Source organism: Kutzneria sp. CA-103260 (assembly GCF_018263855.1).
Lineage (GTDB): Bacteria > Actinomycetota > Actinomycetes > Mycobacteriales > Pseudonocardiaceae > Kutzneria.
Genome location: NZ_CP073318.1, coordinates 2823636 through 2848298 on the forward strand (window position 1 = coordinate 2823636; position 24663 = coordinate 2848298).

The window sequence follows — 24663 nt, forward strand, 5'->3', positions numbered from 1 at the left end:
CTCAGCCGTGGCGAGCTGGTCGAGTGGTGGTGTGTACGAACGTGTCGAAGAGGTTCTGCTGCACGGGATCCGTGGCGGCGGTGTCCTCCGGGTGCCACTGCACGGCGGCGAACCAGCCACAGGCGGAGGGGAGTTCCACCGCCTCGATGGTGCCGTCGGCGGCTGTTGCCGTGACAACAAGGCCGTCGCCCAGGCGGTCGACCCGCTGATGGTGGTAGCAGGAGACCTCGGTGGACAGTCCGGAGTGGACGGTGACCGGGTGTCGGAGATGGCGGTGTGCGGGATCCATGTCCTGCTGGAGAGTGCCGCCCAACGCGACGTTGACGACGTGCAGGCCACGGCAGATCGCCAGCAGCGGCAATCCGGAATCCAGGGCCACACGGGCGATGGAGAGGTCGAAGGTGTCCTGGAGGTCGTCGACGTCGTAGACGCTGGCGTGGGTTTCGGCGGCACCGTAGCGGTGTGGGGCGAGGTCGCCGCCGCCGGGCAGCAGGATGCCGTCGAAGCGGGCGAGGCGGGAGGAGACCTCGTCGGCGGCGGGGTGAATGGTGACGGGCTCGCCGCCGGCCCGCCAGACGGCCTCGATCAGCGCCCGGGCGTTGACCTCGGCGGCGTACCGCAGGGCGGAGGCGGAGGCCGAGAACCTGGCCGGGATGGCGATCAGCGGCCTCAAAGCTGGATCCACGTGGTCTTGAGCTCGGTGTACTTCGCCAAGGCGTGCGCCGACTTGTCCCGACCGTTGCCGGACTGCTTCATGCCGCCGAACGGCACGGTGAGGTCGCCCTCCTCGTAGCAGTTGACCCAGACCGTGCCGGCCCGCAGGGCCCGGGCGACCTTGTGCGCGGTGGACAGGTCGGACGTCCACACCCCGGCGGCCAAGCCGTACTCGGTGTTGTTGGCCAACTGAACTGCATCGTCCAGTTCAGTGAAGGTCAGCACCGACAGCACCGGGCCGAAAATCTCCTCGCGGGCCAGCCGCATGCCGGGGTCGACCTGGTCAAAGACGGTGGGCTGGAGGAAGTTCTCCCGGTGCTCGCCGCCGACCCGCAGCCGCGCGCCCTCGGCCTGCCCGGTGGTGACGTGGTCGAGGACCCGGTCCAGGTGGGCCGACGAGACCAGCGGACCCATTTCCGTGGCGGGATCGAGGGGATCGCCGACCCGAAGCTCCCGCGCCCGTCGGACCACGGCCTCGGTGACCTGCTCGGCGATGTCGGCGTGGACGAGCAGCCGGGACGGCGCCGTGCACATTTCGCCCTGGTTGAAGAAGATGCCCCACGCGGCGGTGGCGGCGGCCCGCTCCAGGTCGGGGGCGTCGGGCAGGATGATGTTGGGCGACTTGCCGCCGAGCTCCAGCCACACCCGCTTGAGGTTGGAATCGGCGGCGTAGCGCAGGAAGTGGCGGCCGACGGCGGTGGAACCGGTGAAGGCCAACACATCCACGCCCGGGTGCAGGCCGAGCGCCTGACCCGCGGTCGGCCCGTCGCCGTTGACGACGTTGAGCACACCAGGTGGCAGCCCGGCTTCGGTGCCGAGCTGGCCCAGCAGCAGGGCCGACAGCGGTGACGACTCCGACGGTTTCAGCACGACCGTGCAGCCGGCGGCCAGTGCCGGCGCGACCTTCCAGCTGGCCAGCGTGAGCGGGAAGTTCCACGGCACGACCGCCCCGACCACTCCGGCCGGCTCCCGGGTGACCAGGGCCAATGCGTCGGGGGCGGTGTGCGGCGACTCGTCGGTGAGCTTGTCGGCCAGTTGCCCGTACCAGCGGAAAGTGTTGATGGCGGCCCGAAGTTCGATGTCGTGCGCGTCGGTGATCGGCTTGCCCATCTCCAACGTGACCGTGAGGGCGAGCTGTTCCCGTTGCTGCTCAAGGAGTTCGGCCATCCGTAGCAGAATCCGGCCGCGGTCGGCGGGGGAGAGCCGCGGCCACGGCCCGGAGTCGAACGCCCGGCGCGCGGCCGCGACGGCCAGATCGATCTCAGCGGCTCCGGCGTCGGCGACGTGCGTGATGACTTGCCCGTCACGCGGCGAGACGACCGGGAAGCCCTGGCCGCCGCCCTCAGCGCGGCCGTCGATGTGGTGCTGCGTGGGCAGATCGAGGTCCTTGGCCAGAGCCAGCCATTCCGAGTGGTCGCGCATCGGTTTACTCCGCCCCTGAGGTGCCGCGCTCCAGCAGCCGGCCGCCGTCCCACACGACGCCGACCTGCCGGTAGTACGCGGCGATCGGCTCACGGATCGCTAGCCGGGCCAGTTCTTCGGTCGGCGACTCGAACAGCTCCAGCGAGGCTTCGCCGGTCCACGGCTGCCCGCCCTCGAACGACGCGGCCCCGGACTCGATCAGCTCGTCCAGCGCGAGGCCACCGCCCTTCTCGATCGACGGCAGCCAGCGGTGGTGGGCCATCGGATGGGCGTTGACGAAACCGTTGGTGTCAGACGGTTCCCGCAGCGTCACCACCGCCTGCGCCAGGCGGCGGTCGCCGGCCGCGAGGGTGGCGCCGAAGCGGGCCCCGGCCTCGATGCGCGGGGCCGGGCCGTAGGGATGCGGCCGGGTCTGGTGGATGGAGCCAAGCTTCTTCGGATAGCCCTGGTGCAGGCCGCGGGCGATGGCGAAGTCCTTGTCCACCCAGATGTACACGCAGCGGGTGTAGGTCCGGTCCCGGTACTTGCAGCGGACGACCGCGAACGCCTCCTTGTACTGGGCGCGCACCGGGTCCAGCAGCTCGTCCCCAGTCGTGCCACAGGACTGCCAATCGGCCCAGATCAGCGCCACCGCACCGGGATCCTCGTCGGCCAGCTCCAACGGCTCGGGCAGCAACTCACGGACGCGATCCGGGTCGGTGCGGTACTCGACGGTCAGCAGGTCGCCGGAGTAGCGCCACGGCGGCGAAGGGATCAACGACGACGCCCCGGTCGCGGTCTTGGGATAGAAGTAGCCACGCATGTCTTTACGCTCCAACGAGATCGGTCCATCCGTGGGCGGGGCGGTCGAACCAGAGGTGGGCCTGGCCGGTGCCGACGGAGTTCTCGTACTCCCCGTACTGCCGGGCCGGCGCCACACAGGCGCGCTCGCCCAAGGCGCCGGCCAGCATCAGGTAGTGGGCGAACTTGGCTTCCGGCTTGAACTTCCAGAACTCGTCCATGGTGTCCAGGACCCTGTCGTGCCGGCCCTGCTTGAACCACGAGATCCGCTCCTCGTCGGCGGCACGGGCCGCAGGGGTGCGGATGTGGACCGGGTCGCTGGCCTCGTGATCACGCAGCTGGCGCAGCGGCCAGAAGGTGTGCGAGAGGGCCCCGGAGGCGATCAGCAGCACCCGTCGCCCGGGCGTGGCGGCGATGCCGTCGGCCAGGGCCCGTCCCAGACGCAGGTGGTCCTCCATGTCCCCGGTCTGGCAGACGCCGATGCTCACCCACCGCTTGTCCGGCCGCCCCAGGTACTTCCAGAGGTTGATGGTGGCGTAGTAGATCGGCAGGTAGTCGTCGTCGATCGCGGTGATGAAGGTGCCGTGCTTGTCGGCGAACGCCGCGATGGCGTGGGCCAGTTCGGGATCGCCGGGGAAGTCGTACGGCATGCGGCACATGCCCCGCGGCAGCTCCTCGGAGGTGAACAGCCCGGCCCGCCGCTGATGCGCCGTCACGACGAACTCCACGGTGGTGGCCCAGTGCGAGTCCAGGACGACCACAGTGTCGTAGTCGTCGCGGTCGAAGACGTCCCGGCGCAGCTGCTGGAGGCCGGTGACGAGGGTGATCTCGTTGCCGCCGTTGAGAGACCGACGCTCGGCTTCCGGCAGCACGATGGTCGGCACGTGGGCGAGCAGGCCGGCCCCGACGATCTCACCCATGGCTGAGCCATCCCTTCGGGGCGGTGACCGTGTTCTTCACGTCGCAGTAGAAGTCGAAGCTCCAGGTGCCGCCCTCGCGGCCGACGCCGGACTGGCGGGAACCGCCGAACGGGGCCTTGAGGTCGCGGACGAAGAAGCAGTTGACCCAGACCGTGCCGGCTACCAGCTTCGCGGTCACCCGCTCGGCCCGTTCCGGGTCGCCGGTGGCCAGTGTGGCGGCCAGCCCGAAGCGGGTGTCGTTGGCCAGCGCGACGGCCTCGTCCTCGGTGACGAAGGTCTGCAGCGTCAGCACTGGGCCGAAGACCTCCTCCTGCACGATCTCGGAGTCCTGGGCGACGTCGGTGAGCAGCGTCGGCGCGTAGTACAGGCCGTCCTGCCGGTGGCCGCCGATCACCGCGCGGGCGCCGCTGTCCAGGGCCCGCCGCACGAAGCCGTCGATCTTGTCGAGCTGCCGGGCGTGGATGTTGGGCCCGATGTCGGTGGCCTCGTCGCGCGGGTCGCCCTGCTTCAACGCGGCGGCCTTGTCCACGAAACGACGGGTGAACTCCGCGGCCACCGAGTCCTCGACCAGCAGCCGGGTACCGGCCAGGCACACCTGGCCGGCGTTGTCGTACTGCTCAACGGCCAACTGAACCGCCAAGTCCAGGTCGGCGTCGGCGAATACCAGCAGCGGCGACTTGCCGCCCAGTTCGAGGCTGAGCGGCGTGAGGTTGGCGGCCGCCGAGGCGGCGATGCGCTTGGCCGTGGGCACCGAGCCGGTGAAGCTGATCCGCCGTACGTCCGGGTGCGAGGTGAGGGCGTCGCCGATCTCCGTGCCGTAGCCCTGCACGACGTTGAACACGCCCGCCGGCAGGCCGGCCTCGGCGGCGATGTCGGCCAGCAGGGAGGCGGTCAGCGGGGACCACTCGGCCGGCTTGAGCACCACCGAGTTGCCGGCGGCCAGCGCCGGGGCGATCTTCCAGGTGGCCAGCATCAGCGGCGCGTTCCACGGGGTGATCAGCACGCTCGGGCCGGCCGGGTCCCAGCTGACGTGGTTGCGGTGGCCCCGCGTCTCGAAGTCCTCGTGCGCCAGGCCCAGCAGCCAGTCGGCGAAGAACCGGAAGTTGTGCGCCACCCGTGGCATCACGCCGCGCCGGTGCGACCGCAGCAGCGCCCCGTTGTCGTGGGTCTCGACCAGGGCCAGCTCTTCCAGCCGTTGCTCCACGCCGTCGGCGATCGCATGCAGGAGCCGGGCCCGCTCGGCCGGTGGCGTCGCCGCCCAGGCCGGGAAGGCCGTCTTGGCGGCGGCCACCGCCGCGGCCGCCTCAGTGCCGGTGCCGCGGGCGATCTCGGCCAACACCCGCCCGTCGATCGGCGACACGTCGGCGAACGTCTCGGCGGAGTCGACCCGCTCCCCGCCTATCCAGTGCCGGGTGTCGACGGCCACCCCGCCGACGGTTGCCTCGGGCTCGCGGGCCATGTCCCCTCCAGGTCGTTTGGCCCCAAATAAACACCCGGCGCGGGGACCGTGTCAACGCGTCGCCGGCTCCCCGACGACGGTCCAGCCGGCCACGACCTCGGCGACCGCCGACGCGCTCAGCTCGTCGGCGCGCCACACCGCGGCCGCGTGCCCGTCCGGGCGCACGAGCACGGCCGCCGCATCTTCCCAACCGCGAAGTGAACGCACGAGTTCAACCGGCAGCTCGTCGGGCATCGGTGTCGGCCCGAACGCGACCAGCGTGAGCCGGTCCGGACGCAGTGCGCGGTGCAGGGTTCCACCACCGGCCAAGGGAAGATTGGGCACCCGCCGTCCGACGGGCGAGCCCGCCGACACGTCGTAGGCCACTTCGAGGCCGGACAACCAACCCCGCAACTCGTCCGCGGTGTCGCCGTCGCGGGCGATGAGCCGGGAGACGAGGTCGCGCAGCGCCTGGCCGGCCGGCGTGAACGTCACCATGAGCGAGGCCTGGGCCAGCGTGTTCGCGGCGAGACGAGCCGCGATCGGGCGGCGCTCGGCGTCGTAGGACTGCGGGCCGTCGATGATCCGCCGCGGCGCGCGGCCGGCGACCTCAGCGGCCAGCTTCCAGGCGAGGTTGGCCGCGTCCTGCACGCCGACGTTGAGGCCCTGACCACCGGCCGGCAGGTGCACGTGGGCGGCGTCCCCGGCCAGGAACACCCGCCCCACGCGGTAATGCTCGGCGTGCCGGGTGGCGTCGCCGGCCCGGGACGTCCAGATCACCTCGCGCAGGCCGAAGTCGTCCCCGGCCATCCGGTGCAGGGTCGCCCGCAGTTCGGTCTCGTCGGGGATGTCGGCCTGGCGGGCCTTGGCTTCCTCAGGGGTGAGGCCGGTGTCGGACGGCTCGTGGCCGAAGACGCGGTACCGGCCGCCGGGCAGCGCGATGACGCTGTAGGAGCCACGTTCGACGTCCCAGTGGTGGGGGTGGGCCGGCGGACGGTCGAGGCGGACGTCGGCCAGGAAGCCCATGGAGGTGGCCGAGGTACCCGGAAAGCCGATGTCCAGCGCGTGGCGGACGGCGCTGTGTGCGCCGTCGGCGCCGATGACGTACCGGGCCCGCTCCTGGGCGCCGGCGGTCGACGTGATCGTGACGCCCTCGTTGTCCTGTTCGAGGTCCGCGAGTTCCCACCCGGTCTCGACCACCACGCCGTTCGCCTCCAGGTGCTCGGCCAGCAGCCGCTCGGTCTCGACCTGGGACAGCTGAAGGACGAACGGGAACGACGTGTCGAGACGCTCGTAGCTCAGCCGGTCGGGCAGCACCGCGAAGTGCGCGGCGGGCACGGCGGTGCCGGCGGCGACCATCAGCTCGGCCAGCGAACCACCGTCCGCGGTCGGCAACGCGTCCAGGACTTCGAGCGTGCGCGGGTGGATCGTGGTCGCCCTCGACTGTCCCAGCCGGTCCGACCGGGCCTCGAACACGCGCACGGCCACCCCGGCCCGGTGCAGGAGGGCGGCGGCCGCCATCCCCACCGGGCCGGCTCCGATCACTGCGACGTCGGTCTGCATGTCTGCTCCCCAGCGGTGTCGGGCAAAGTCTCTTGACATCAAGGTAATATCCAACTGTCTTGACGTCGAGAGAAAAAGGGGCGTGGCCGTGACCACCTCGTCACGCGACGCGGTCGACGACCTGATCGAGGCCGTTCGAAAGGCCGGCGCCGCCGAGCGCACCCTGCGAGCCAAGGCGCTGGCCTATCGCCTGCGCCGGGTGGCGCACCAGTTGGAGTTGGAGATGCGCCGTGAGCTGGCCGGACACGGGGTCGAGCTGTGGGAGCTGGAGGTGCTGGCGGCCTTGAAGCGAGCGCCGGAGCGCCGCCTCACGGCCGGGCAGCTGATGACCGCGGTCGCGCTCACCTCGGGCTCGGTCACGCACCGGATCACCCGGTTGCAGGATCGTGGCTGGGTCCGCCGGGATCCCGACCCGGCCGACGGTCGCTCGGTCCTCGTCTCGCTCACCGAAGCGGGCTGGCAGCGGGCGGTGGAGGTCTTCGACGTCAAGACGAAGGTCGAGGAGGAGATCGGGGACGTGCTCGACGACGACGCCGTCGACGTCCTCAACGACGCGCTGCGGCGGATCTCGCACCACCTGAACGCAAGGAGCTCATGATGAGGCGACAGACCCTGGGCATCGCCGCCGTCATCGCCGGCGCGGCCGCTGCCGCGCCGTCGGTATGGCAGACGGTCACCCACATCACCGACGAGACCTACCGCGCGCCGGAGGCCCGACACGGCGCCGGCCATGTGCAGTACCACATGGCGCGCGAAGCGCTGGTCACCGCAGGCGCGTTCGGGGCGGTCGGCAGTATCCTCGTGGCCGGACCGGAGCTGTCACCGGCGCTGTGGCGGGCGATGGCCTGCGCGGTCGGCGGCTTCGTGGCCGCGATGTGGTCGGGTGGGCCGACCACGGGCCTCTGGGCGCCCAACCGTCAGGCGTTCGCCATCCACGTGGCCTCGACCAGCGCGTTGAGCCTCGGTGTTGCGCTGCTGCGCCCGCGTCGCTGAGGTTCGGCTCACAGCTCCAGGGCGGTCGCGCCTTCGGCGGGTTCGGCGTTACGCCTGGTCTTCAGCCACGTGTCACGGCCTCGGACGATTCGGAAGAAGGCTCGCCACGAGCTGACGTAGAACAGTAGTACGTACATCGCGTACAGAACGCCGTAGCCGAGCGATCGCCACAGGGGGATGCCGGGCTCGTTGCGAGCGTACAGCGGCCCCCAGATGGCCAGCGGCGCCAAACCCAGCAGCACCAACAACACCGAGGCCAGCACGCCGCTGGTGTGCGCGCCGTAGTAGACGCTGGCGATGAAGGGAATCGGGTAGACGAAGGTGCCGAGCAGGTACAGCCACGGCAGCACGAGGTAGTAGCTGACCTCCAGAACGCCACGGCGGGGCAGGTGGCCGCAGGTCCAGATCCGTGAGAGGTAGCGGCCGCACTGCATCGTGCCCTGGCCCCAACGGGTCCGTTGGGCGAGTAGCCGGTCGAGCCGGGGCAGGCCCTCCTGGTCGATGACGGCCTCGGGGGCGTACTCGATGCGGTGGCCGGTGGTCAGCAGGTGCAGGCTGAGCTCGTAGTCCTCCAACAGCGCACAGTGCCACGGCCGCCCGTAGCTGGCGCGCACACTGTCCAAAGCGGACAGTCGGGTGAACTGCCCGTTGCCGCCGAGAGCAGCGGTCCGGGTGTGGTGACGGGTCAGCTGGATGGCCGCGATGGCCGCCCGGAACTCGATGTCCTGCATGCGAACCAGCGCCCGGCCGGCGAGGTTGGCCAGCCGGCCCCGACCGGGGAACGGCCGCCGGTCGTTGCGGTTGATCATCCGTACGGTCACCTGCACCGCGCTGACTTGCGGGTCCCCGAACAGGTGCGGCGAGGCGCAGATGTCCAAACAGGACCGGGACGGCCGGCCGTCGGCGTCGACCACGCCGACGATCACCTGGTGGCGGTCGGCCCCGGGCGGCAGCCACTCGTCAAGCGCGTCGTAGGCCGAGTTCAGCGCCTCGCCCTTGCCTTTGCGGGCCTCGGGCCGGTAGCGCGAGACCAGATGGACCCGGCCGGTGTCGCCGGCGTGCAGGCTGACCTGGGTGGCGGTGGCGTCCTCGCTGGCGTCGTCGATGACCCAGATGTGCGCCTGCGGAAAGTGCCGGCGCAGATAGTCGAGGGTCGTGCCGATCACGGCTTCCTCGTCCCGGCACGGCACGAACAGGTGCCACTGGAGATCGGCCGCGTCGCCGTGCGGCCGAGGCCGCTGTCTGAGGAACGGCACCACGATCACCAGGACGTAGACCAGGAAGACGACGCTCATCACCAGCGCGGTCGTCTGGATGACGGTGAGCATCGCTATTCCCCTGTCCCAGCAACGAATTCGGCCGGCCGGCGGCCCCGGCCCAGCAGCCACGCGCAGGCCTCGACCACCCGCTGCCCGGCCAGGCCGTCGCCGTAGGGATTCGGCCCGCCGTTCATCGCCGACCGGGCGGCCGGATCGGTCAGCAGTTCGTCCGCCGTGCTGACGATCGTGTCCTCGTCGGTGCCGACCAGGCGGGCCCGCCCCGCGTCCACGCTCTCCGTGCGCTCGGTCGACTCGCGGGTGACCAGGACCGGCACGCCGAAGGTCGGCGCCTCCTCCTGGATCCCGCCGGAGTCGGTCAGCACCAGCTGGGCGCGGGCCAGCAGCCCCAGGAACTGGCCGTACGCAACAGGTCCGGCCACATGGACGTTGAGACAGCCGGCGACCGCGGTCTCGATCTCCGACCGGACCGCCGGATTCATGTGCGCGGCCACCACGAACAGGGCGTCCGGGTGGAGGCGGGCCAGCCGGGCCACCGCCCGGCCGATGCGGCGCAGCGGCTCGCCCCAGGACTCCCGCCGGTGTGCGGTCACGACCACCACCGGGCGGTCCTCGATGTCCAGCAGGGCCGCGACCTTCTCGTCGAGACGGTCCCGCCGCGCCGAGAGCAGCGCGTCCACCACGGTGTTCCCGGTCAGCACCACACGGTCGGCCGGCACGCCCTCGTGCAGCAGGTTGTCGCGGGCCCGGGGCGTCGGGGCGAGGTGCAGCGAGCTGACCTGGCCGACCAGGCGGCGGTTGCCCTCCTCCGGGAACGGCGCGTCGAGGTCGTGGGTCCGCATGCCGGCCTCCAGGTGGGCCACCGGCACGCGGCGGAAGAACCCGGCCAGCCCGCCGGCCAGCGTGGTGGCCGTGTCGCCCTGGACCAGCACCAGTCCCACCGGGTGGCGGCCCAGCACCGCGTCGATCTCCACCAGCAGCCGGGCGCTCAGCTCGGCCACCGAGTTCTCGTCGCGGGCGATCTCCAGCTCGTGGCTGATCTTGAGGTCGAACAGGTCGAACACCTCGCGGACCACGTCGCCGTGCTGGCCGGTGGCGATCAGGATGGGCTGGGCCCAGCCGCTGTCGTCCAGCGCCCGGGCCACGGGAGCCATCTTCACCGCCTCGGGGCGGGTGCCCACCACCAGGGCGACGTCCACCTTCGTGCGGTCGACACTGGCCGGCATGGACACCTCACAGACCAGTTGGATTAGCGGCCATCGGACCGTATCCACGCACGTCAGCGCTCGGCCAGCCGAGCCGCCCGAGGTGACCCGACCGCGTGATGCCGCGGTGGCTAAACATCGTTGCCCGCATCGGGTGAGGGGGCGAAGGTGCACGGCTCGGCGTGAAGATCACTGCCGGGTCCGCCGTTCTGCTAGCTTGCCGACTCATGAGGAGTGGTCGGGCGTTAGCAGCGGCCTTCGCGGTCGCGGTATCCCTTGTCGGCACGGCAGCTGAGGCCCCGGCGGCGGTGGCCGGCAGCAGTCGCGAGTGCGCGACCCCGTCGATCGACCGGTACCAGCAGTGGCTGGCCTCGGGCGAGGGCACGACGGTGCCGGCGACGGGCAGCCTGCTCGTGCCGGGCGGCCACGGATACGCGGCCAAGGTGGCGTTCCTGAACGCCGAGTGGCACGTGGCGGTGCTCTGGCTGGGCAACAAGTTCGACGCCCAGGCCGATCTGAGCAAGTCGCGCGGCTTCTGGCTGACCTACAGCGCCACCGACGACCTGTACGTCCAGCTGCGGCCGGCCTCGCACTGGAGCGGCGGCGACAAGTGGCTGACGCGAGTGCCCTCGACCGGCGGCAAGACCGTGCGACGGTTCTTCAGCTTCGCCCCGAGCCAGTGGACGTGGCTGCCGGAACTGGGCCAGCCGTCGTACACCTTCGCGTCGGCGCTGACCGAGGCTCGCGGCCTGGTCTTCGTCGGCAAGACGCCGAACACCATCGACTTCACCGGATTGCGGGTCGACGGCTACGTGCCGCCGTGCCTATGACACCGGAGTGTTCGCGGCCCGCTTGACGGTCCGGATCACCGGCGCCGACTCGATGTGCGTGATGGCCGGCAGCGCGGCGATCCGGGTCGTCAGGTAGCGGTACAGCTCCCGCTGGTTGGCGCACACCGCGCTGACGAGCAGGTTCGTCGGTCCGGTCGTGGCCGCGGCGAAGGCGACCTCCGGATGGCCGGCCAGCGCGGTGCCGGTCTCCACCAGGTGCGCGGGGGCGACGGACAGCCAGAGCAGGGTCCGGGGTCCGACGCCGAACAGCTGCCCGTCGACGTCGATGTCCAGGTACAGCAAGCCGTGTTCGCGCAGCTCGGCCATCCGGCGGCGGACCGTGGTCGGCGACCAGCCGGTGATCGCGGCCAGCTGCTCGTACTCGGTCCGGCCGTCGGTGGCCAGCGCGGCCAGCAGCTTGCGGTCCCCGTCGTCGAGCCGCACCGGCCCCGGCCGATACGACACGGGCGGCGGGCGCAGGCGTTCGATGGCCTCAGCGTCCAGCACATCGAACTTGGCCACGAGGCTGTCCGGCCCACCGTAGAAGGCGTTCAGCACGGAGTGCGCGGTCACGCCCTCTACGCGCGGCGTGCGGGGGAGTCTGGCCAGCAGCAAGGCTTCGCTGTCGGCGTCGCTTTCGGTGCGGACCGTGCAGACGATCTCGGTGCCGCCGGAGGTGAGGCTCACCCAGGACGTGTCCGGGCGGCGGGCCAGCGCCTCGGCGACCGCGACCGATGCGTTGGGGGCGCACCGCACGCGCAGGAACCACAGCACCGCGCCCATCGCCGTCGGGTCGACGCCGCCGAGCACACGCACCGCCCCCGACGACCGCAATCGCGCGTAGCGGCGGGCAATGGTGCGATCCGACACGCCAAGCACCTCGGCTATGGCGCTGAACGAAGCCCGACCGTTGACCTGGAGGGCGGAGACGAGGCGCCGGTCGAGCTCGTCGTAGTCGGATTCCGCCGTCATGGGGCCCATCCTAGTCGGATATCGACACGATCACGCCTGTTGCTCGCCCGGACGGCCACGGCCGCCGGAGGGTTGGGCTCGTCCCGACCAACACCGAACCTGGGGAGAGCAGCGATGGGCACCGATGTGCTGATCGTCGGAGCCGGCCCGACCGGACTGACCATGGCCAACGAGCTGCGGGTGGCGGGGGTGTCGGCCGCGCTGGTCGACAAGCTGCCGCAGCGCAGCACCTTGTCCCGGGCCGGCGGCATGCAGTCCCGCACGCTGGCGGCGCTGGACCAGCGCGGCCTGCTGGAGCCGTTGCTGGCGACCGGCGACTACTCGGTCGGCGGCGGTCACTTCGCCGGCGTCGACCTCTCGCTCGACTACGCCGGGCACCGCCTGCCGTGGCGATCCGTGCCGCAGGTGGTGATCGAGGGCTTCTTTGAGCAACACCTTGCCGCGCAAGGAGTTCACGTCCGACGAGACCACGAGCTGGCCGCCCTTGACCAGGACGGGGACGGCGTCACCGCCACTTTCGCCAACGGCACGGCCATCCGGGCCCGCTACCTGGTCGCCGCCGACGGTGCCCACAGCGCGGTGCGGCAGTTGCTGGGGGCCGACTTCCCCGGGCAGGCGGGCACAGCCACCGTGATCGCCGCCGACGTGCGGCTGAGCGTCGAGAACCTGCCGATGCACACCCGGAACGAGGACGGGCACTGGGCCCAGGTGTTCGAGCTGGGCTTCGACCAACAGGGCCGGCCGCTGCGCCGGCTCGTGCTGGCCGGGCCGGGGCCCCGGCAGTCGCGGGACGTCCCCGTGACCGAGGAGGAACTGCGTGCAGGCCTGCGCCAGGTCTTCGGGGCCGAGGTGGAGCTGCTGGAACTGGTGTACGGCCGGCGCATCACCAACGCTGCCCGGCAGGCCGCGCAGTACCGGCACGGACGGGTGTTCCTGGCCGGCGACGCCGCCCACGTGCACCTGCCGCTGGGGGCGCAGGGCATGAACACCGGCATGCAGGACGTGCTGAACCTGGGCTGGAAACTCGGCGCCGCCGTGCACGGCTGGGCCCCGGCGGACCTGCTCGACACGTACCACGCCGAACGGCAACCGGTCGGGGCCGCGGTGCTGCTCAACGTGCAGGCGCAGACCCTGCTGATGGACTGGGCCAGCACCCAGGACCCGGACGTGCTGGCGGCCCGGCAGCTCTTCCGGGCCATGGCGCAGCTGCCGGACGTGCAGCGCTACCTCGGGGATCTGTTGGCCGGCACCACCATCCGCTACCCCATGCCCGGCGAGCACCCGCTGGTCGGCCTGGCGTCCCCGGACACCGACCTCGGCGGGACGCGGGTGAACGAGCTGCTGCGCACCGGGCGGGGCATCCTGGTCGACCCCGAGGACCGGCTGGCCAAGGTCGCCGATCTCTGGGCCGACCGGGTGGACCGGGTGGGGCAAGGATCCGGCGCGGAGGCGATGCTCATCCGGCCCGACGGCTACGTCGCCTGGGCCGGCGACCCGGACGAGCTGGAGCCGGCACTGGCCCGCTGGTTCGGCGAGGCTCGCTGAGATTGGAAAGGGACGAGCCCCGCCACCCCTGGGGTTGAGGGTGGCGGGACTCGCTCCGGCGGCGGGGGGACCGCCGGATCGCACGCGGCATAGGGGAGTAGCCGCTGTGAGGTCACAATGGGGGCAGCGCGGAATTGGTCACATGCTCGGCCGTCCGCGCACTCAATAGCGGCAAGACGACCCTTCGTTCGGCACGCGACATCGCGGCACTTCCCCCCAAGGCAGTGCGGATACTGTGAGTGGTTCTCCGTCGGCTTTTCTGCCGACCATCGTACTGCCCGTTCGCTGGCTTTCCCCCAATTCACCGGTCCGGCGGTGATCACCCCCGGTGTCGCAGCGGTATCAGCCTGCTATGTCCGGTGGGCCGAGGTCAAGCGCTTCAGAGAATCAAAGATCGTGACTCCTGGGCCGGCGAGACACGGCGGTACCGGATCGACCGGTGGGTATCACGCCAGAAGTATTGGGGCTATTACTCGTTTTGGAGTTCGGCCCGCACGACACCGTCGAGGGACTCGAGCAGCGTGTGGGTGGCAGTCCGCTCCGCGCTCGCCTCCATCACGTTCTGCAACACGAAGGTGCCCATGCTCACGGCCATGAGGGCCCGCGCGGCGGACAGCGCCGCATCTTCGGAGCAACCGGGCATCCAGCGGCGGGTGAACGAGCTGAGGATGTCGAGGATTCCGGCGGTGCGGCGGCGCACGGAGTCGTGCACGGCGGGGTTGTGCACGGCCTCGGCCCACACCTGGAGCAGCAGGGACGACGGGTTGTCGGCCAGCACGGTGCGGTGCACCAGGTCGATGACCTCGGCCGGCCGGAGCAGGGGCTCGGCGTCGGCGGCGGCGCGCAGCACGTCGTACACCGGCGCCAGCTCGAGCTCGGCCAGCTCGGCGATCAGCGTCTCCTTGCTGTCGAAGTAGCGGTAGACCCCGCCGGCGGACATGCCGGCCTCGGCGCAGACGTCCGGCATGGACGTGGCGTGGAAGCCGTTGGCGGCGAAGCAGCGGGCCGCGGCGGCCAGGATCGCCGCGCGGCGCCGGGCGAGGTACTCGGGGGTGACCGGGGGCATGCCCCAATATAGAACGATCTTTCGCCTTGACACGCCCCGGCCACGCGCGCAGACTAAAACGAAAGATCATTCGTTTTACTGTGGGGAGTGTTGACATGACAACGGACCACGTCGCCCTGGTCACGGGCGGCGGCACGGGGATCGGCCGCGCGACGGCCCGCCAACTGGCCGACCAGGGCTGGCAGGTGATCGTCACCGGCCGGCGGGAGGCCCCGCTGGCCGAACTCGCCGCCGAGCACACAGCCGTCGGCCACCGTGTCGCCGACGTCGCCGACCACACCCAGGCCCAGCGGCTGATCGAGGACGTCGTCGACACACACGGCCGGCTGGACGCGCTGGTCAACAACGCCGGCCGGTTCAGCCCGGTGTCCATCGCCGACGTCACGCCGGAGGCGCTGTCCGAACTGTTCTCGGTCAACGTCTTCGGACCGTCCTATCTGGTCGCCGCGGCGGTCAAGCACCTGTCGGTGTCCGGCGGCAGCATCGTGAACGTCAGCAGCGCGGTCGCCCAGCGCCCCAAGGGCGGCTTCTACGGCGCGTCCAAGGCCGCCATCGACTACCTGACCCGGACCTGGGCCGCGGGACTGGCCGAGCACGGCATCCGCGTCAACGCCGTCGCCCCCGGACCCACCGAGACGCCGATCCTGTCCACGGTCCTACCACCAGACAAGGTCGCCGAGATCAAGGCGGCGGAGGCGGCGGCCCTGCCGCTCAAGCGCCGCGGCACCGCCGAGGAGGTGGCCCGGTGGATCGTCGCGCTGGCCGATCCGGCGGCGTCGTGGGTGACCGGCCAGGTGATCTCGGTCGATGGCGGGATGGCGATCGCATGAGCCGCCGCATCCTGATCATCGGCGCCGGGCTGACCGGCCTGGCCCTGGCCAACGGACTGCGCCGCGCCGAGGGCGTCGAGGTCACGGTGGTGGAGCAGGCCCCGGTCATCACCGAGGCGGGCTGGGCGATCGCCCTGACCGGCCGGCACTTCGACGCCCTGCGGCAGTTGGGTCTCACGCCGGAGGAGCTGGCCGCAGACCCGTTCGACCGCATGGTCATGTTCGATCCGGACACCTCCGCCCCGGTCGGCGTCGACGCCCGCAGCGGCATGATCATGTCCCGCTCCGAGCTCCAGCGGTGGCTCTGGCGGCCGGTGGGCGACCTGGTGCGCACCGGGATCACGCCGATCACGGCCCACGACAACGGATCGCGGGTCGAGGTCACGTTCAGCGATGGCGCCGGCGGCGAGTTCGACGCCGTCATCGGCGCGGACGGGATCAACTCCTGGACCCGCCGCACTGTCCTCGGCGGTCCGGACTTCAGCTACGCCGACAGCGCCGTGGTGCGGTTCAAGGTGCCCAACACCGAAGGCCTCGACGTGGTCGGGTCGACCAGCGACGGCCGCCTGGGCTACTTCCTCGTCGACGGCGGGCGGGCGATGCACGGCATGGTGTTCCTGCCCGGCGTGGCGGACAACCACCGCGGCCGCAGCCTCACCGAGCTGGCCGAGGACTTCCGCGGCCTGCGAGGCCCGCTGCGCAGTCTGGTCGACGGCATGCTCACCGAGCCGGATTCCTTCTACGCCAACATCAATCAGGTAGTGGCCGACGAGTGGGCCCGCGGCCGGATCGCGCTGGCCGGCGACGCGGCCCACGCCATGAGTCCGCGGCTGGGCCAGGGTGCGGGGGTGGGGCTGGAGGACGCGGCCCTGCTGGCCGACCTGCTCACCCTGCCCGATCTGCCCGTCGAGGCCGCGCTCACCGGGTACGCCACGATCCGGCGGCCGCTGGCGCGACACGTCCAGCAGCGCTCGCACGAGGCCACCCAGCGGGTCGGCCAGCGCGGCGCCGCGCTCGGATTCGGTGCTCTGGCTGAACTTCGGAGCTGAACGCGGCTCCGACGGCCGGGGGACCGCCGGAGCCGCGTCGGGTGATCAGGCGAACGCGTCGGCGAAGGCCAGCTTGTTCTGGCTCACGCCGCTGCACGTCGGCGACGCCTGCGGGGCGAACGCCGAGCACGACTGGTCACGGTTGATCGACCAGAACGCCAGCCGCCCGATTCCGTTGGAGCTGGCCCAGTTCTTCACCGTCGCCGCGTTGTCGAGGGTGAACGTGGAGTTGTCGTCGTTGGTGCCGATCATGGGCGTGATGCCGACGTTGCCGTAGGTGTAGCTGCCGTCGACCGACTTCATCTGGGACAGCGTGGCCTGCGCCGCCTGGATGGCGGCCTGGCCCATGTCCTGCGTGCCGTTGTAGTAGTCCATCGCCATGATGTTGACGTTGTCGATCTTCACGCCGGCGTTGCGGGCCGCGGTGACGACGTTGACGCCGTCCTGGGTCAGACCGGTGGGCAGCACCGCCAGCGTGACCGAGAAGGTCAGGTTGGGATTCTTGGCCTTCAGGTCCTTCATCGCGGTCATCTGCCGCGCGGCCGCCGCCTGGTCGGCGACGGCCGCGCCCTCGATGTCGAAGTCCAGCGAGTTCACGCCGTAGGAGCTGATGATCTTCTGGTAGCCATCCTCGATCTTCCCTTGGTCGGTGCAGGTCCAGGCCAGCGGTTCGCCGGCGGCGCCGCCGGAGGAGACGATCACCGAGGCACCCTCGGATTTCGCCTTGCTGATGGCGGCGTCGGTGTTGGGGTCGTTGCCCACCGGCAGGGTGTCGCCCCAGATCTCGTCGCAGCCGCTGCCGATGACAAACGCGGCGGAGAACGACTTGACGCCGTGCTGGGTGATCGCCGTGTCCAACATGGACGCTGTCGAGTTGGACATGTCGGTGTACGGCGCGAACTCGGCGGCGGTGACCGCCTGGGCGGGAACGGCGGTCACCGCCAGCGTGCTGGCGGCCACGGCGGTCAGCGTCAGGGCTCGGAACATCACGCGGCACCACCGCCGATCTGGTTGAAGGTCTTCGAGTAGGCGTAGCCGGTGGCCTTGTCGTAGCTGGCCACCTCCCAGAAGGCCAGCAGCTGCACGCCGTTGGACGCGGCGAACTGCTCAAGCTGGGCGGCGTCGTCCTGGCTGAAGGTCTCGTTGTCGTCGTTCTTGCCGGCGATCGGGGTGATGCCGAGCTTGCCGTACGCCTGCTCGTTGGAGATGCCGTAGAGACCGGCGAGCTGGCCGCTGGCCGCCTTCGAGGCGGACAGGGCGTCGTTGAGGGCGTTCTCGCCGTCGCCGAAGTCCATGGCCATGATGTTCACCGCGCTCACGTTGACGCCCTTGGCCTTCGCGTCCTGGAGCACGCCCATCTCCTGGTCGGGCAGGCCGTCCGGGGCCACCGCCAACGTGTAGTCCACCTGCACGTCGGGGTTCTGCTGTTGCAGCGCGGCCAGTGCCTGGTTGCGGCGCTCGTTGGAGGCCGAGTCGCCCAGCACGCCGCCCTCGATGTCGAAGTCCAGCCGCTTGACGCCGTAGGTCTTGACCACGTTCGCGTAGGCCGCGGTCAGGTCCTCCACCGAGGTGCAGGTCTGGGCCAGCTCGCCGCCCTCGGCCCCGCCGAAGGAGATGATCACGTCGCCGCCCTTGGACTGCAGGTCCTTGATCTGCGACGAGTACGAGCCGACCGGGGTGCCGCCGGCCTCCCATTGGGCGGTGCAGCCGTTCTGCGGGATGAGGAAGGCCAGTGTGTAGAACTTGTCGCCGCTGGCCTGCATGTCCTCGGCCATCAGCCCGGCGCTGGAGTCGCTGAGTTCCAGGTAGGGCGCGGCGAAGTGCGCCGGCACGTCGGCCGGCGCCGCGTGCGCCGCGGGCGCGAGGCCGACCATGGCCACCGCGAGCGCGCCGGTGAGCAGGGATGTTTTTCGGGTGCAGGGCATGGCTCTCCAGTGAGCGTGGGGAACAACTGCAGGGACTGTCCTTTGGGGGCAGGAGTCAGCCGGTCGTCACGTGCACGTAGTCCACGACGAGCTGCTGCGGGAACTGAGTGCCGCCGTCCGGGTCGCCGGGCCAGTCACCGCCGACAGCGAGGTTGAGAATGATGTAGAAGGGGTGGTCGAACACCCACTGGTTGCCGTTCACGTCGGCCGGAGTCCGTGTCTCGTACACGTTTCCGTCGACCGACCACGTGATCTGGTTCGGCGACCAGTCCACCGCGTAGGTGTGGAAGTCGTCGGCGAAGACCGGTCCGTTGTAGGCGGCCCCGACGCCGTTGGCGCCCGAGTAGCCCGGCCCGTGGATGGTGCCGTGCACGGTGCTCGGCTCCTTGCCGATGTTCTCCATGATGTCCAGCTCGCCGCACTGCGGCCAGCCGGCGCTGCCGATGTTGTCGCCGAGCAGCCAGAACGCGGGCCACATGCCCTGTCCGCGGGGGATCTTCATGCGGGCCTCGAAGTGCCCGTAGGCCTGGGTGAACTGGCCGGCCGTGGACAGTCGGGCCGAGGTGTACTCACACGGCCCGTACCAACACTGGTAATTGCCGGGATTTTCCTTTTTGGCGGTGATGACGAGGTTGCCCTGTCCGTCGATCGCCGCGTTGTCGGTGCCGGACGTGTACCACTCGCGTTCGTGGTTGTTGACGTTGTCGCCGGTCTCGAAGTGCCACTTGCTGGTGTCCACGCCGGAACCCGCTGGGCCGTTGAAGTCGTCGGTGAAGCTCGCGTCGGAGGGGGCGGCCACAGCGGCGGTGGCAGGGAAGGCCGCTGTCGCCGAGCCCACGAGCGCCGTCGCGAACAGGGCGGCGAGGCACGCTCGGGTGCGAAGTCGGTGTGAGCGCCGCAGGGAAGGCGTCACGGTCATGGTCACCTCTCAGATCCTGGGTTTTGCGATGCTCCCTCATGATTGGACACTGGTGGCGGCAACCAGGAGTATGCGAGGTCTAGACCACCAATGGCAAGGTGTGACGCCCGGTTTATTGGGATCTTAGATTAAGTTCTGCGGGAAGCGCGGCAAGGCACTACGGTGGAAAGCGTGAGCGTCCGGCGAAGATGAGTGCTAGCGGCGATAGGCATCGGGCACCAGGCCCGGGCCGGCCCGCAGGACGTGCTCGTGGAACGAGTGCGAAGTGCTGGGCAGAGCCCGGTCGGCCAGCCACGCCAGGCCGATCTCGCGCGCGGCGTCGACGTCGCTGATCTCCAGATGTCGAGCGGGCGCCATGTCGTCCGCCATGGCCGGCACGGCGTGCGGCGGGGGCAGCAGGGCGACGCCGAGTCCGGCGGCGACCAGGCCGCGCAGGGTTTCGACTTCCTCGCCCTCGAACGTGACCAGCGGCGTGAAACCGGCCTGCCGGCACAGGTCCTCGGTGCGCGCCCGCAGGCCGTAGCCGTGGCGGAGCACGATGAACGGCTCCTCGGCGACGTCGGCCAGGCGAACGCGTTTCCGGCGGGCGAGGCGGTGGGCGGCGGGTACGGCCAGCCGTAGGGGTTCGACGAGCAGCCGCCGCCAGCTCACCTGCGGGTGTTCGGGGTCCTCGCTGGTGAGAATGAGGTCGACGACGCCGTCGAGCAGGTTCTCGAGGATCGCCGCCTCGCCGTGCTGGCGGAGTTCGAAGCGCACCAATGGGTTCGTGCGACGGAAACTGCTGATCAGCGGGGGCAGCAGCCAGGTGCCGAAGGTGTGCAGGAATGCCACCGGCACTACCCCGCGATCCGGGTCCACCAGTTCGGCGACCGCCCGTAGGCCCAGGTCGTAGCGGTCCAGCGTCTGGTCGAGGCTGTCCTTGAACACTCGGCCGGCCGGGGTCAGCCGCAGCGCCCGCCCGGCCCGGGTGAACAGCGGCGTGCCGACCTCGCGTTCCAGTCGCCCCAGGGCCCGGGACAGGGCAGGCTGCGTGATGTGGGCGTGTTCGGCGGTCTCGGTGACGGTGGCGCCGTCGGCGACGGCCTGGAACCAGCGCAGCACCTGGAGATCCATGCTTCCATGTTCTCACGGCATGGAAGTCGTGAGAAACAGGCATTGGACGCATGGCAGCCGGTCGGCGCAGGGTAGATGGGGACGACGCGAAGGAGCGTGAGTGATGACCACCGTTGCCGAGCAGTTGGTTCGCACCCTGCGGGACGCCGGCGTGCAGCGGGTCTACGGCGTGGTCGGCGACAGCCTCAACCCGATCGTGGACGCGATCCGCCGCACCGACGGCATCGAGTGGATGCATGTCCGGCACGAGGAGGCCGCCGCCTTCGCCGCCGCGGCCGAGGCCCAGGTCACCGGCAAGCTGGCGGTGTGCGCGGGCAGCTGCGGGCCGGGCAACCTGCACCTGATCAACGGCCTGTACGACGCGCACCGCAGCGGCGCGCCGGTGCTGGCCATCGCCTCGCACATCCCGTCGGCCCAGATCGGCACCAACTTCTTCCAGGAGACCCACCCGGAGGAGCTGTTCCGGGAGTGCAGCCACTACTGCGAGTTGGTGTCCCAGGCCGAGCAGATGCCGCGGTTGCTGCGCATCGCCATGCAGACCGCGGTCGGCCGGCGCGGCGTGTCGGTGCTGGCCATCCCCGGTGACGTCGCCGAGCGCCGCAGCCCGGTGGCCGGCGCGCCCGCGGTCAACCTGGTCACGCCCTCGCCGGTGGTGCCCCCGGCCGAGCGGATCGCCGAACTGGCCGCGCTGCTCAACTCCGGCGAGAAGGTGATGGTGTTCGCCGGCGCGGGCTGCGCCGGCGCGCACGACGAGGTGATGGCCCTGGCCGGCGCGCTGCTGGCCCCGGTCGGGCACTCGCTGGGCGGCAAGGAGTGGATCCAGTACGACAACCCTTATGACGTCGGCATGTCCGGGCTGCTCGGCTACGGCGCCTGCTACGACGCGATGCACGCCGCCGACCGGGTCGTCCTGCTGGGCACCGACTTTCCGTACGACAACTTCCTGCCGCAGGCCCGCACCGTGCAGGTCGACTCCGACGCCGCCGCGTTGGGCCGCCGCACCCCGTTGGACCTGGCCGTGCACGGCGACGTGAAGGCCACCATCACCGCCCTGCTGCCGCTGCTTCGCAAGCGTGCCAACCGGTCCTTTTTGGACAGTATGCTGAGCGAGCACGCCCGCCGGCTGGACAAGGTGGTCGACGCCTACACCACGCGGATCGACCACCGCACGCCCATCCACCCCGAGTACGCCGCCGACGTCCTGGACGACGTGGCCGCCGACGACGCCGTGTTCACCGTGGACACCGGCATGGGCAACGTGTGGGCCGCCCGCTACCTGACCCCCAACGGCCGACGCCGGGTGATCGGCTCCTTCCGGCACGGCAGCATGGCCAACGCCCTGCCCCACGCCATCGGCGCCGCCATGTCGTCGCCCGGCCGGCAGGTGGTGTCCATCTCCGGCGACGGCGGCCTGGCCATGCTCATGGGCGACCTGCTCACCCTGCCCACCTACAACGTGCCGGTGAAGGTCGTGGTGTTCAACAACGCCAGCCTCGGCATGGTGAAGCTGGAGATGATGGTCGACGGCCTGCCCTCCTACGGCACCGACCACGCCCCGGTGAACTTCGCCGCCATCGCCGCCGCCTGCGGCATTCCCTCGGTGCGGGTCGAGGACCCGGCCAAGATCCGCGGCGCGCTGACCGAGGCCTTCTCCCGCCCCGGACCGGCCCTGGTCGAGCTGGTTACCGACCCCAACGCCATGTCCATCCCGCCCAAGATCACCGGGGAGATGGTCAAGGGCTTCGCGCTGGCGGCCAGCAAGACGGTGCTCAACGGTGGCGTCGGCAAGATGGTGGAGATCGCCCGCTCGAACCTCCGTAACATCCCACGCCCCTGAGCGAAAACGCGTCGTCCCGAACCGGGGCGGCGCGTTACCCTGCCGGCGAAACGGTGGGCAGCGAAGGGAGCTGGCATGCGCCTCGGCACGGACTCGGTGACCGTCTCACCGCGGGAGCGCTGACAACCGCTTTCTCGGCGAGACGGGGATGCCGGCCATCCGACCGTCCCACACCGAGGAGCAATCCTTGCTCGCCCACACGACCGCGCCGCTCGGCGCGGGATTTCGCACGCTCTGGACCGCGTCGGCCATCTCCACGATGGGCGACGGAATCACGCTGGCGGCCGGCCCGATGCTGGTCGCCGCCATCACCCACGACCCGGCGCCGGTGGCGCTGGCGACGTTCAGCCAGCAGCTGCCGTGGCTGCTGTTCGGCCTGGTCAGCGGCGTCTACGTGGACCGCCTCGACCGGCGAAACCTCATCGTCGCGGTCAACGTCGCCCGCGCGGCGGCGGTCGGTGCGCTGGCGGGAGCCGCCGCCCTGCACGCGCTGAGCCTGCCGCTGATCTATGCCCTGTTCTTCGTCCTGGGCACGGCCGACACCCTTGCCGACACCGCCAGCGGCGCCCTGCTGCCGGCGGTCGTCGCCAGGGACCGGTTGGCCGAGGCCAACGCCCGGCTCTCGCTGACATTGCCGGGTGCGCCTGGCGGCCGCTCGGCCCGGCCCGAATCGACTAGCCATCGTGTGACGGCCGGCAGCCGCCACACGACGGCTGCCGGCCGTCACGCGTCGGTCTTGGCCTTCGCCTTGGCCATCAGGGGCCGGTTCGAGCGGTGCTCGTGCAGCGCGACCACGGCCAGGCCGAACAGGCCGACCGCGACGCCGATCAGGCCGGCGAACTCCTGCCGGGCCAGGTCGAAGACCTGGGTGAACAGCACGGTGACCAGCGCGGAATACCGGCTGAGCTGCAACGCGAGGGTGCGGTCGCCCGACCACTGCACGACCAGCGCCGCGACCGCGAACAGGCCGGTGACGATGCCACCGGTCAGTTGGCCGGTGCTGGCGAACATCCCTGCGTCGGTCGAGTGTTCGGGCAGGGCCAGCAGCGCGTCGACGACCGCGGTCGCGGCTTGGCCGATCAGCAGGATGTTGGCCAGCCACACCAGGAACCAGTTCTGCGGCAGCAGCGCGGTCAGCCGGTGCCGCAGGGTCTGGAACACCGGCGGACCGGACCGGCGGTCGGGGCAGTGGGCGACCACAGTGGACAGTGCCGAGGTCAGAGCCTCGTCCGCGCCGCCCTTGGCCGCGAGGATCAGCAGCCGGTTGGCCACCGCGCGGCGGGACTTGGACAGCCCGACCGCCGCCCCCTCGGCCGCGGTCGCCGCCGCGTTGGCCAGCTGCTCCGCCGGGCCACGCGACCTCCGGTCGTGCAGCAGCCGCCCGGCCAGCACGATCACCACGAACACGACGTACATGATCGCCACGGCCGGCCGGTAGAAGTAGTTGTTGTCGGCGGTGACGAACTTGCCCACCTCGTCGATGAACAGCCCGAAGCCGACACCGCCCAGCACCGCCGCCAGCGGCTTGGTCACCGGGCCCAGGTACGACAGCGTGAGCAGCTGTGCGATCAGCAGCAGCAGCCCGCCCCACAGCATGTGCGCGATGTGCAGCCCACCGCTGCCGATCTTCGGATATCCGGTGGCGCTCAGGAACGTCCGCGTGATCAGGATCGTCACGACCGCGCAGATGACAAAGGCCTCCAGGTGCTGCCACGCCTGGCGGTCACGCACCAACACCGGTCGAACACGCATCAGTCGACCTTACCGGCGGGGCCCGGGGACACACGAAGGCCGCCCGAGTGGGGCTCGGGCGGCCTTCGCGGCGGAAACTCAGCCCAGGACCTGTTCCCGGACGACGATGTGGCCGTCGTCGGGGTCGACGCTGCCGCCGAGGCGCTTGAACGCGCCGTCGGTCAGGTCGAGGCACTTGGGCACCTGCGGCGTCCACTTGTAGGTGCCGCGGTCGTTGATCGTCACGGTGACCGTCTTGTTGTTCTTGACGTTGGTGACCTTCACCCTCGTGCCGAACTTCAACTGCGGGCTGCGCGACAGCGAGGTGGCGGCCTTGTCCGCGTTGTTGTCGTACGGCTCACCGCTGGCGGTGGGCTGGCCGTCCAGGCCGGGCTGGCCGTAGTGGGTGGCCCAGCAGTCCTTGCCCTTGGGCGGCGTGTCGGTCGGCGCGGCCGAGGCCACCGGGGCGGCGGCCAGGACGACGGTGAGGGCGGCGGCCCCGATCAGCAGTGTCCGCATGGACATCGTGCACAA

The 24663-nt window shown here is 70.7% G+C and carries 24 protein-coding genes and 1 pseudogene; 8 read left to right on the forward strand and 17 right to left on the reverse strand.

The window, feature by feature from the left end; all coding sequences use genetic code 11:
- Position 1 precedes the first annotated feature (1 nt).
- The 6 genes from JJ691_RS12035 to JJ691_RS12060 are packed head-to-tail and all read right to left on the reverse strand — an operon-like array spanning position 2 to position 6837.
- Entirely contained in the window at positions 2–673 is a 672-nt protein-coding gene (locus tag JJ691_RS12035; RefSeq protein ID WP_211768860.1) for a gamma-glutamyl-gamma-aminobutyrate hydrolase family protein, read from the reverse strand.
- Positions 670–2136: an aldehyde dehydrogenase gene (locus JJ691_RS12040; RefSeq protein WP_211768861.1), complete on the reverse strand. Its 1467-nt coding sequence runs from the start codon at positions 2134–2136 to the stop codon at positions 670–672. The genes JJ691_RS12035 and JJ691_RS12040 overlap by 4 nt, the downstream gene beginning before the upstream one ends.
- Before the next feature lie 4 nt (positions 2137–2140).
- On the reverse strand, positions 2141–2938 hold the full coding sequence (locus JJ691_RS12045) for an acetoacetate decarboxylase family protein (protein WP_211768862.1): 798 nt from the start codon (positions 2936–2938) through the stop codon (positions 2141–2143).
- A gap of 4 nt (positions 2939–2942) precedes the next feature.
- Positions 2943–3836: a 3,4-dihydroxyphenylacetate 2,3-dioxygenase gene (locus JJ691_RS12050; RefSeq protein ID WP_211768863.1), complete on the reverse strand. Its 894-nt coding sequence runs from the start codon at positions 3834–3836 to the stop codon at positions 2943–2945.
- Positions 3829–5295 (reverse strand): aldehyde dehydrogenase, encoded by a 1467-nt coding sequence (locus JJ691_RS12055; protein ID WP_211768864.1) that lies wholly within the window; start codon positions 5293–5295, stop codon positions 3829–3831. Before JJ691_RS12055 ends, JJ691_RS12050 begins: the two co-directional genes overlap by 8 nt.
- Before the next feature lie 51 nt (positions 5296–5346).
- Positions 5347–6837, reverse strand: coding sequence for an FAD-dependent monooxygenase (locus tag JJ691_RS12060; RefSeq protein ID WP_211768865.1), 1491 nt, complete (start codon positions 6835–6837; stop codon positions 5347–5349).
- 88 nt (positions 6838–6925) lie between these two features.
- Here JJ691_RS12060 and JJ691_RS12065 point away from each other — a divergent pair, with 88 nt between their 5' ends.
- Together JJ691_RS12065 and JJ691_RS12070 are read left to right on the forward strand one after the other, a co-directional pair.
- On the forward strand, positions 6926–7435 hold the full coding sequence (locus tag JJ691_RS12065; protein ID WP_211768866.1) for a MarR family winged helix-turn-helix transcriptional regulator: 510 nt from the start codon (positions 6926–6928) through the stop codon (positions 7433–7435).
- Complete coding sequence (locus JJ691_RS12070) at positions 7435–7830, forward strand: hypothetical protein (RefSeq protein ID WP_211768867.1); 396 nt, start codon at positions 7435–7437, stop codon at positions 7828–7830. The genes JJ691_RS12065 and JJ691_RS12070 overlap by 1 nt, the downstream gene beginning before the upstream one ends.
- Before the next feature lie 8 nt (positions 7831–7838).
- On the opposite strand, the gene JJ691_RS12075 is transcribed toward JJ691_RS12070, so the two are convergent.
- Both JJ691_RS12075 and wecB read right to left on the reverse strand, forming a co-directional pair.
- Positions 7839–9158, reverse strand: coding sequence for a glycosyltransferase family 2 protein (locus JJ691_RS12075; RefSeq protein WP_249227853.1), 1320 nt, complete (start codon positions 9156–9158; stop codon positions 7839–7841).
- A 2-nt stretch (positions 9159–9160) separates the two neighbouring features.
- Entirely contained in the window at positions 9161–10333 is a 1173-nt protein-coding gene (gene wecB, locus JJ691_RS12080) for a non-hydrolyzing UDP-N-acetylglucosamine 2-epimerase (RefSeq protein ID WP_211768868.1), read from the reverse strand.
- Positions 10334–10539: 206 nt separating this feature from the next.
- Here wecB and JJ691_RS12085 point away from each other — a divergent pair, with 206 nt between their 5' ends.
- The gene (locus tag JJ691_RS12085; RefSeq protein WP_211768869.1) at positions 10540–11142 is read left to right on the forward strand and encodes a hypothetical protein; all 603 of its coding nucleotides are present in this window, start codon (positions 10540–10542) and stop codon (positions 11140–11142) included.
- Here JJ691_RS12085 and JJ691_RS12090 read toward each other — a convergent pair.
- A complete protein-coding gene (locus JJ691_RS12090; RefSeq protein ID WP_442912721.1) occupies positions 11137–12114 on the reverse strand; it encodes an Lrp/AsnC family transcriptional regulator in 978 nt (325 codons plus the stop codon). The genes JJ691_RS12085 and JJ691_RS12090 overlap by 6 nt on opposite strands.
- A 114-nt stretch (positions 12115–12228) precedes the next feature.
- Between JJ691_RS12090 and JJ691_RS12095 the strand changes: the two genes are divergently transcribed.
- Positions 12229–13659: an FAD-dependent monooxygenase gene (locus JJ691_RS12095; protein ID WP_211768871.1), complete on the forward strand. Its 1431-nt coding sequence runs from the start codon at positions 12229–12231 to the stop codon at positions 13657–13659.
- A gap of 469 nt (positions 13660–14128) precedes the next feature.
- Here the strand turns inward: JJ691_RS12095 and JJ691_RS12100 are convergent, their stop codons facing one another.
- Positions 14129–14725, reverse strand: coding sequence for a TetR/AcrR family transcriptional regulator (locus JJ691_RS12100; RefSeq protein ID WP_211768872.1), 597 nt, complete (start codon positions 14723–14725; stop codon positions 14129–14131).
- Positions 14726–14820: 95 nt separating this feature from the next.
- On the opposite strand from JJ691_RS12100, the gene JJ691_RS12105 reads away from it, so the two are divergent.
- Positions 14821–15555 carry an SDR family NAD(P)-dependent oxidoreductase gene (locus tag JJ691_RS12105; RefSeq protein ID WP_211768873.1) on the forward strand — a complete coding sequence of 245 codons (735 nt, stop codon included), beginning with the start codon at positions 14821–14823 and terminating at the stop codon, positions 15553–15555.
- Positions 15552–16604, forward strand: coding sequence for an FAD-dependent oxidoreductase (locus JJ691_RS12110; protein WP_211768874.1), 1053 nt, complete (start codon positions 15552–15554; stop codon positions 16602–16604). Before JJ691_RS12105 ends, JJ691_RS12110 begins: the two co-directional genes overlap by 4 nt.
- A gap of 45 nt (positions 16605–16649) precedes the next feature.
- On the opposite strand, the gene JJ691_RS12115 is transcribed toward JJ691_RS12110, so the two are convergent.
- From JJ691_RS12115 to JJ691_RS12130, 4 genes are all read right to left on the reverse strand, one after another.
- Positions 16650–17591, reverse strand: a complete 942-nt coding sequence (locus JJ691_RS12115) for a chitinase (RefSeq protein ID WP_211768875.1) — start codon at positions 17589–17591, stop codon at positions 16650–16652.
- Complete coding sequence (locus tag JJ691_RS12120; protein ID WP_211768876.1) at positions 17591–18529, reverse strand: chitinase; 939 nt, start codon at positions 18527–18529, stop codon at positions 17591–17593. Before JJ691_RS12120 ends, JJ691_RS12115 begins: the two co-directional genes overlap by 1 nt.
- Before the next feature lie 55 nt (positions 18530–18584).
- Positions 18585–19448, reverse strand: a complete 864-nt coding sequence (locus tag JJ691_RS12125) for a glycoside hydrolase family 16 protein (RefSeq protein ID WP_211771419.1) — start codon at positions 19446–19448, stop codon at positions 18585–18587.
- Positions 19449–19643: 195 nt separating this feature from the next.
- Positions 19644–20561, reverse strand: a complete 918-nt coding sequence (locus tag JJ691_RS12130; protein WP_211768877.1) for a LysR family transcriptional regulator — start codon at positions 20559–20561, stop codon at positions 19644–19646.
- Positions 20562–20664: 103 nt separating this feature from the next.
- On the opposite strand from JJ691_RS12130, the gene JJ691_RS12135 reads away from it, so the two are divergent.
- Positions 20665–22398 carry a pyruvate dehydrogenase gene (locus JJ691_RS12135; RefSeq protein WP_211768878.1) on the forward strand — a complete coding sequence of 578 codons (1734 nt, stop codon included), beginning with the start codon at positions 20665–20667 and terminating at the stop codon, positions 22396–22398.
- Between the two features lie 105 nt (positions 22399–22503).
- Here the strand turns inward: JJ691_RS12135 and JJ691_RS52205 are convergent, their stop codons facing one another.
- On the reverse strand, positions 22504–22707 hold the full coding sequence (locus tag JJ691_RS52205) for a hypothetical protein (RefSeq protein ID WP_249227854.1): 204 nt from the start codon (positions 22705–22707) through the stop codon (positions 22504–22506).
- Between JJ691_RS52205 and JJ691_RS53330 the strand changes: the two are divergent.
- Positions 22658–22966: pseudogene (locus tag JJ691_RS53330) on the forward strand (MFS transporter); the annotation flags it as partial. The gene JJ691_RS52205 and the pseudogene JJ691_RS53330 sit on opposite strands and share 50 nt — an antisense overlap.
- 155 nt (positions 22967–23121) lie before the next feature.
- On the opposite strand, the gene JJ691_RS52210 reads toward JJ691_RS53330, so the two are convergent.
- Both JJ691_RS52210 and JJ691_RS12145 read right to left on the reverse strand, forming a co-directional pair.
- Positions 23122–24150, reverse strand: coding sequence for a hypothetical protein (locus JJ691_RS52210; RefSeq protein ID WP_249227855.1), 1029 nt, complete (start codon positions 24148–24150; stop codon positions 23122–23124).
- 78 nt (positions 24151–24228) lie between these two features.
- A complete protein-coding gene (locus JJ691_RS12145) occupies positions 24229–24654 on the reverse strand; it encodes a septal ring lytic transglycosylase RlpA family protein (protein WP_211768879.1) in 426 nt (141 codons plus the stop codon).
- Between the last annotated feature and the right edge of the window lie 9 nt (positions 24655–24663).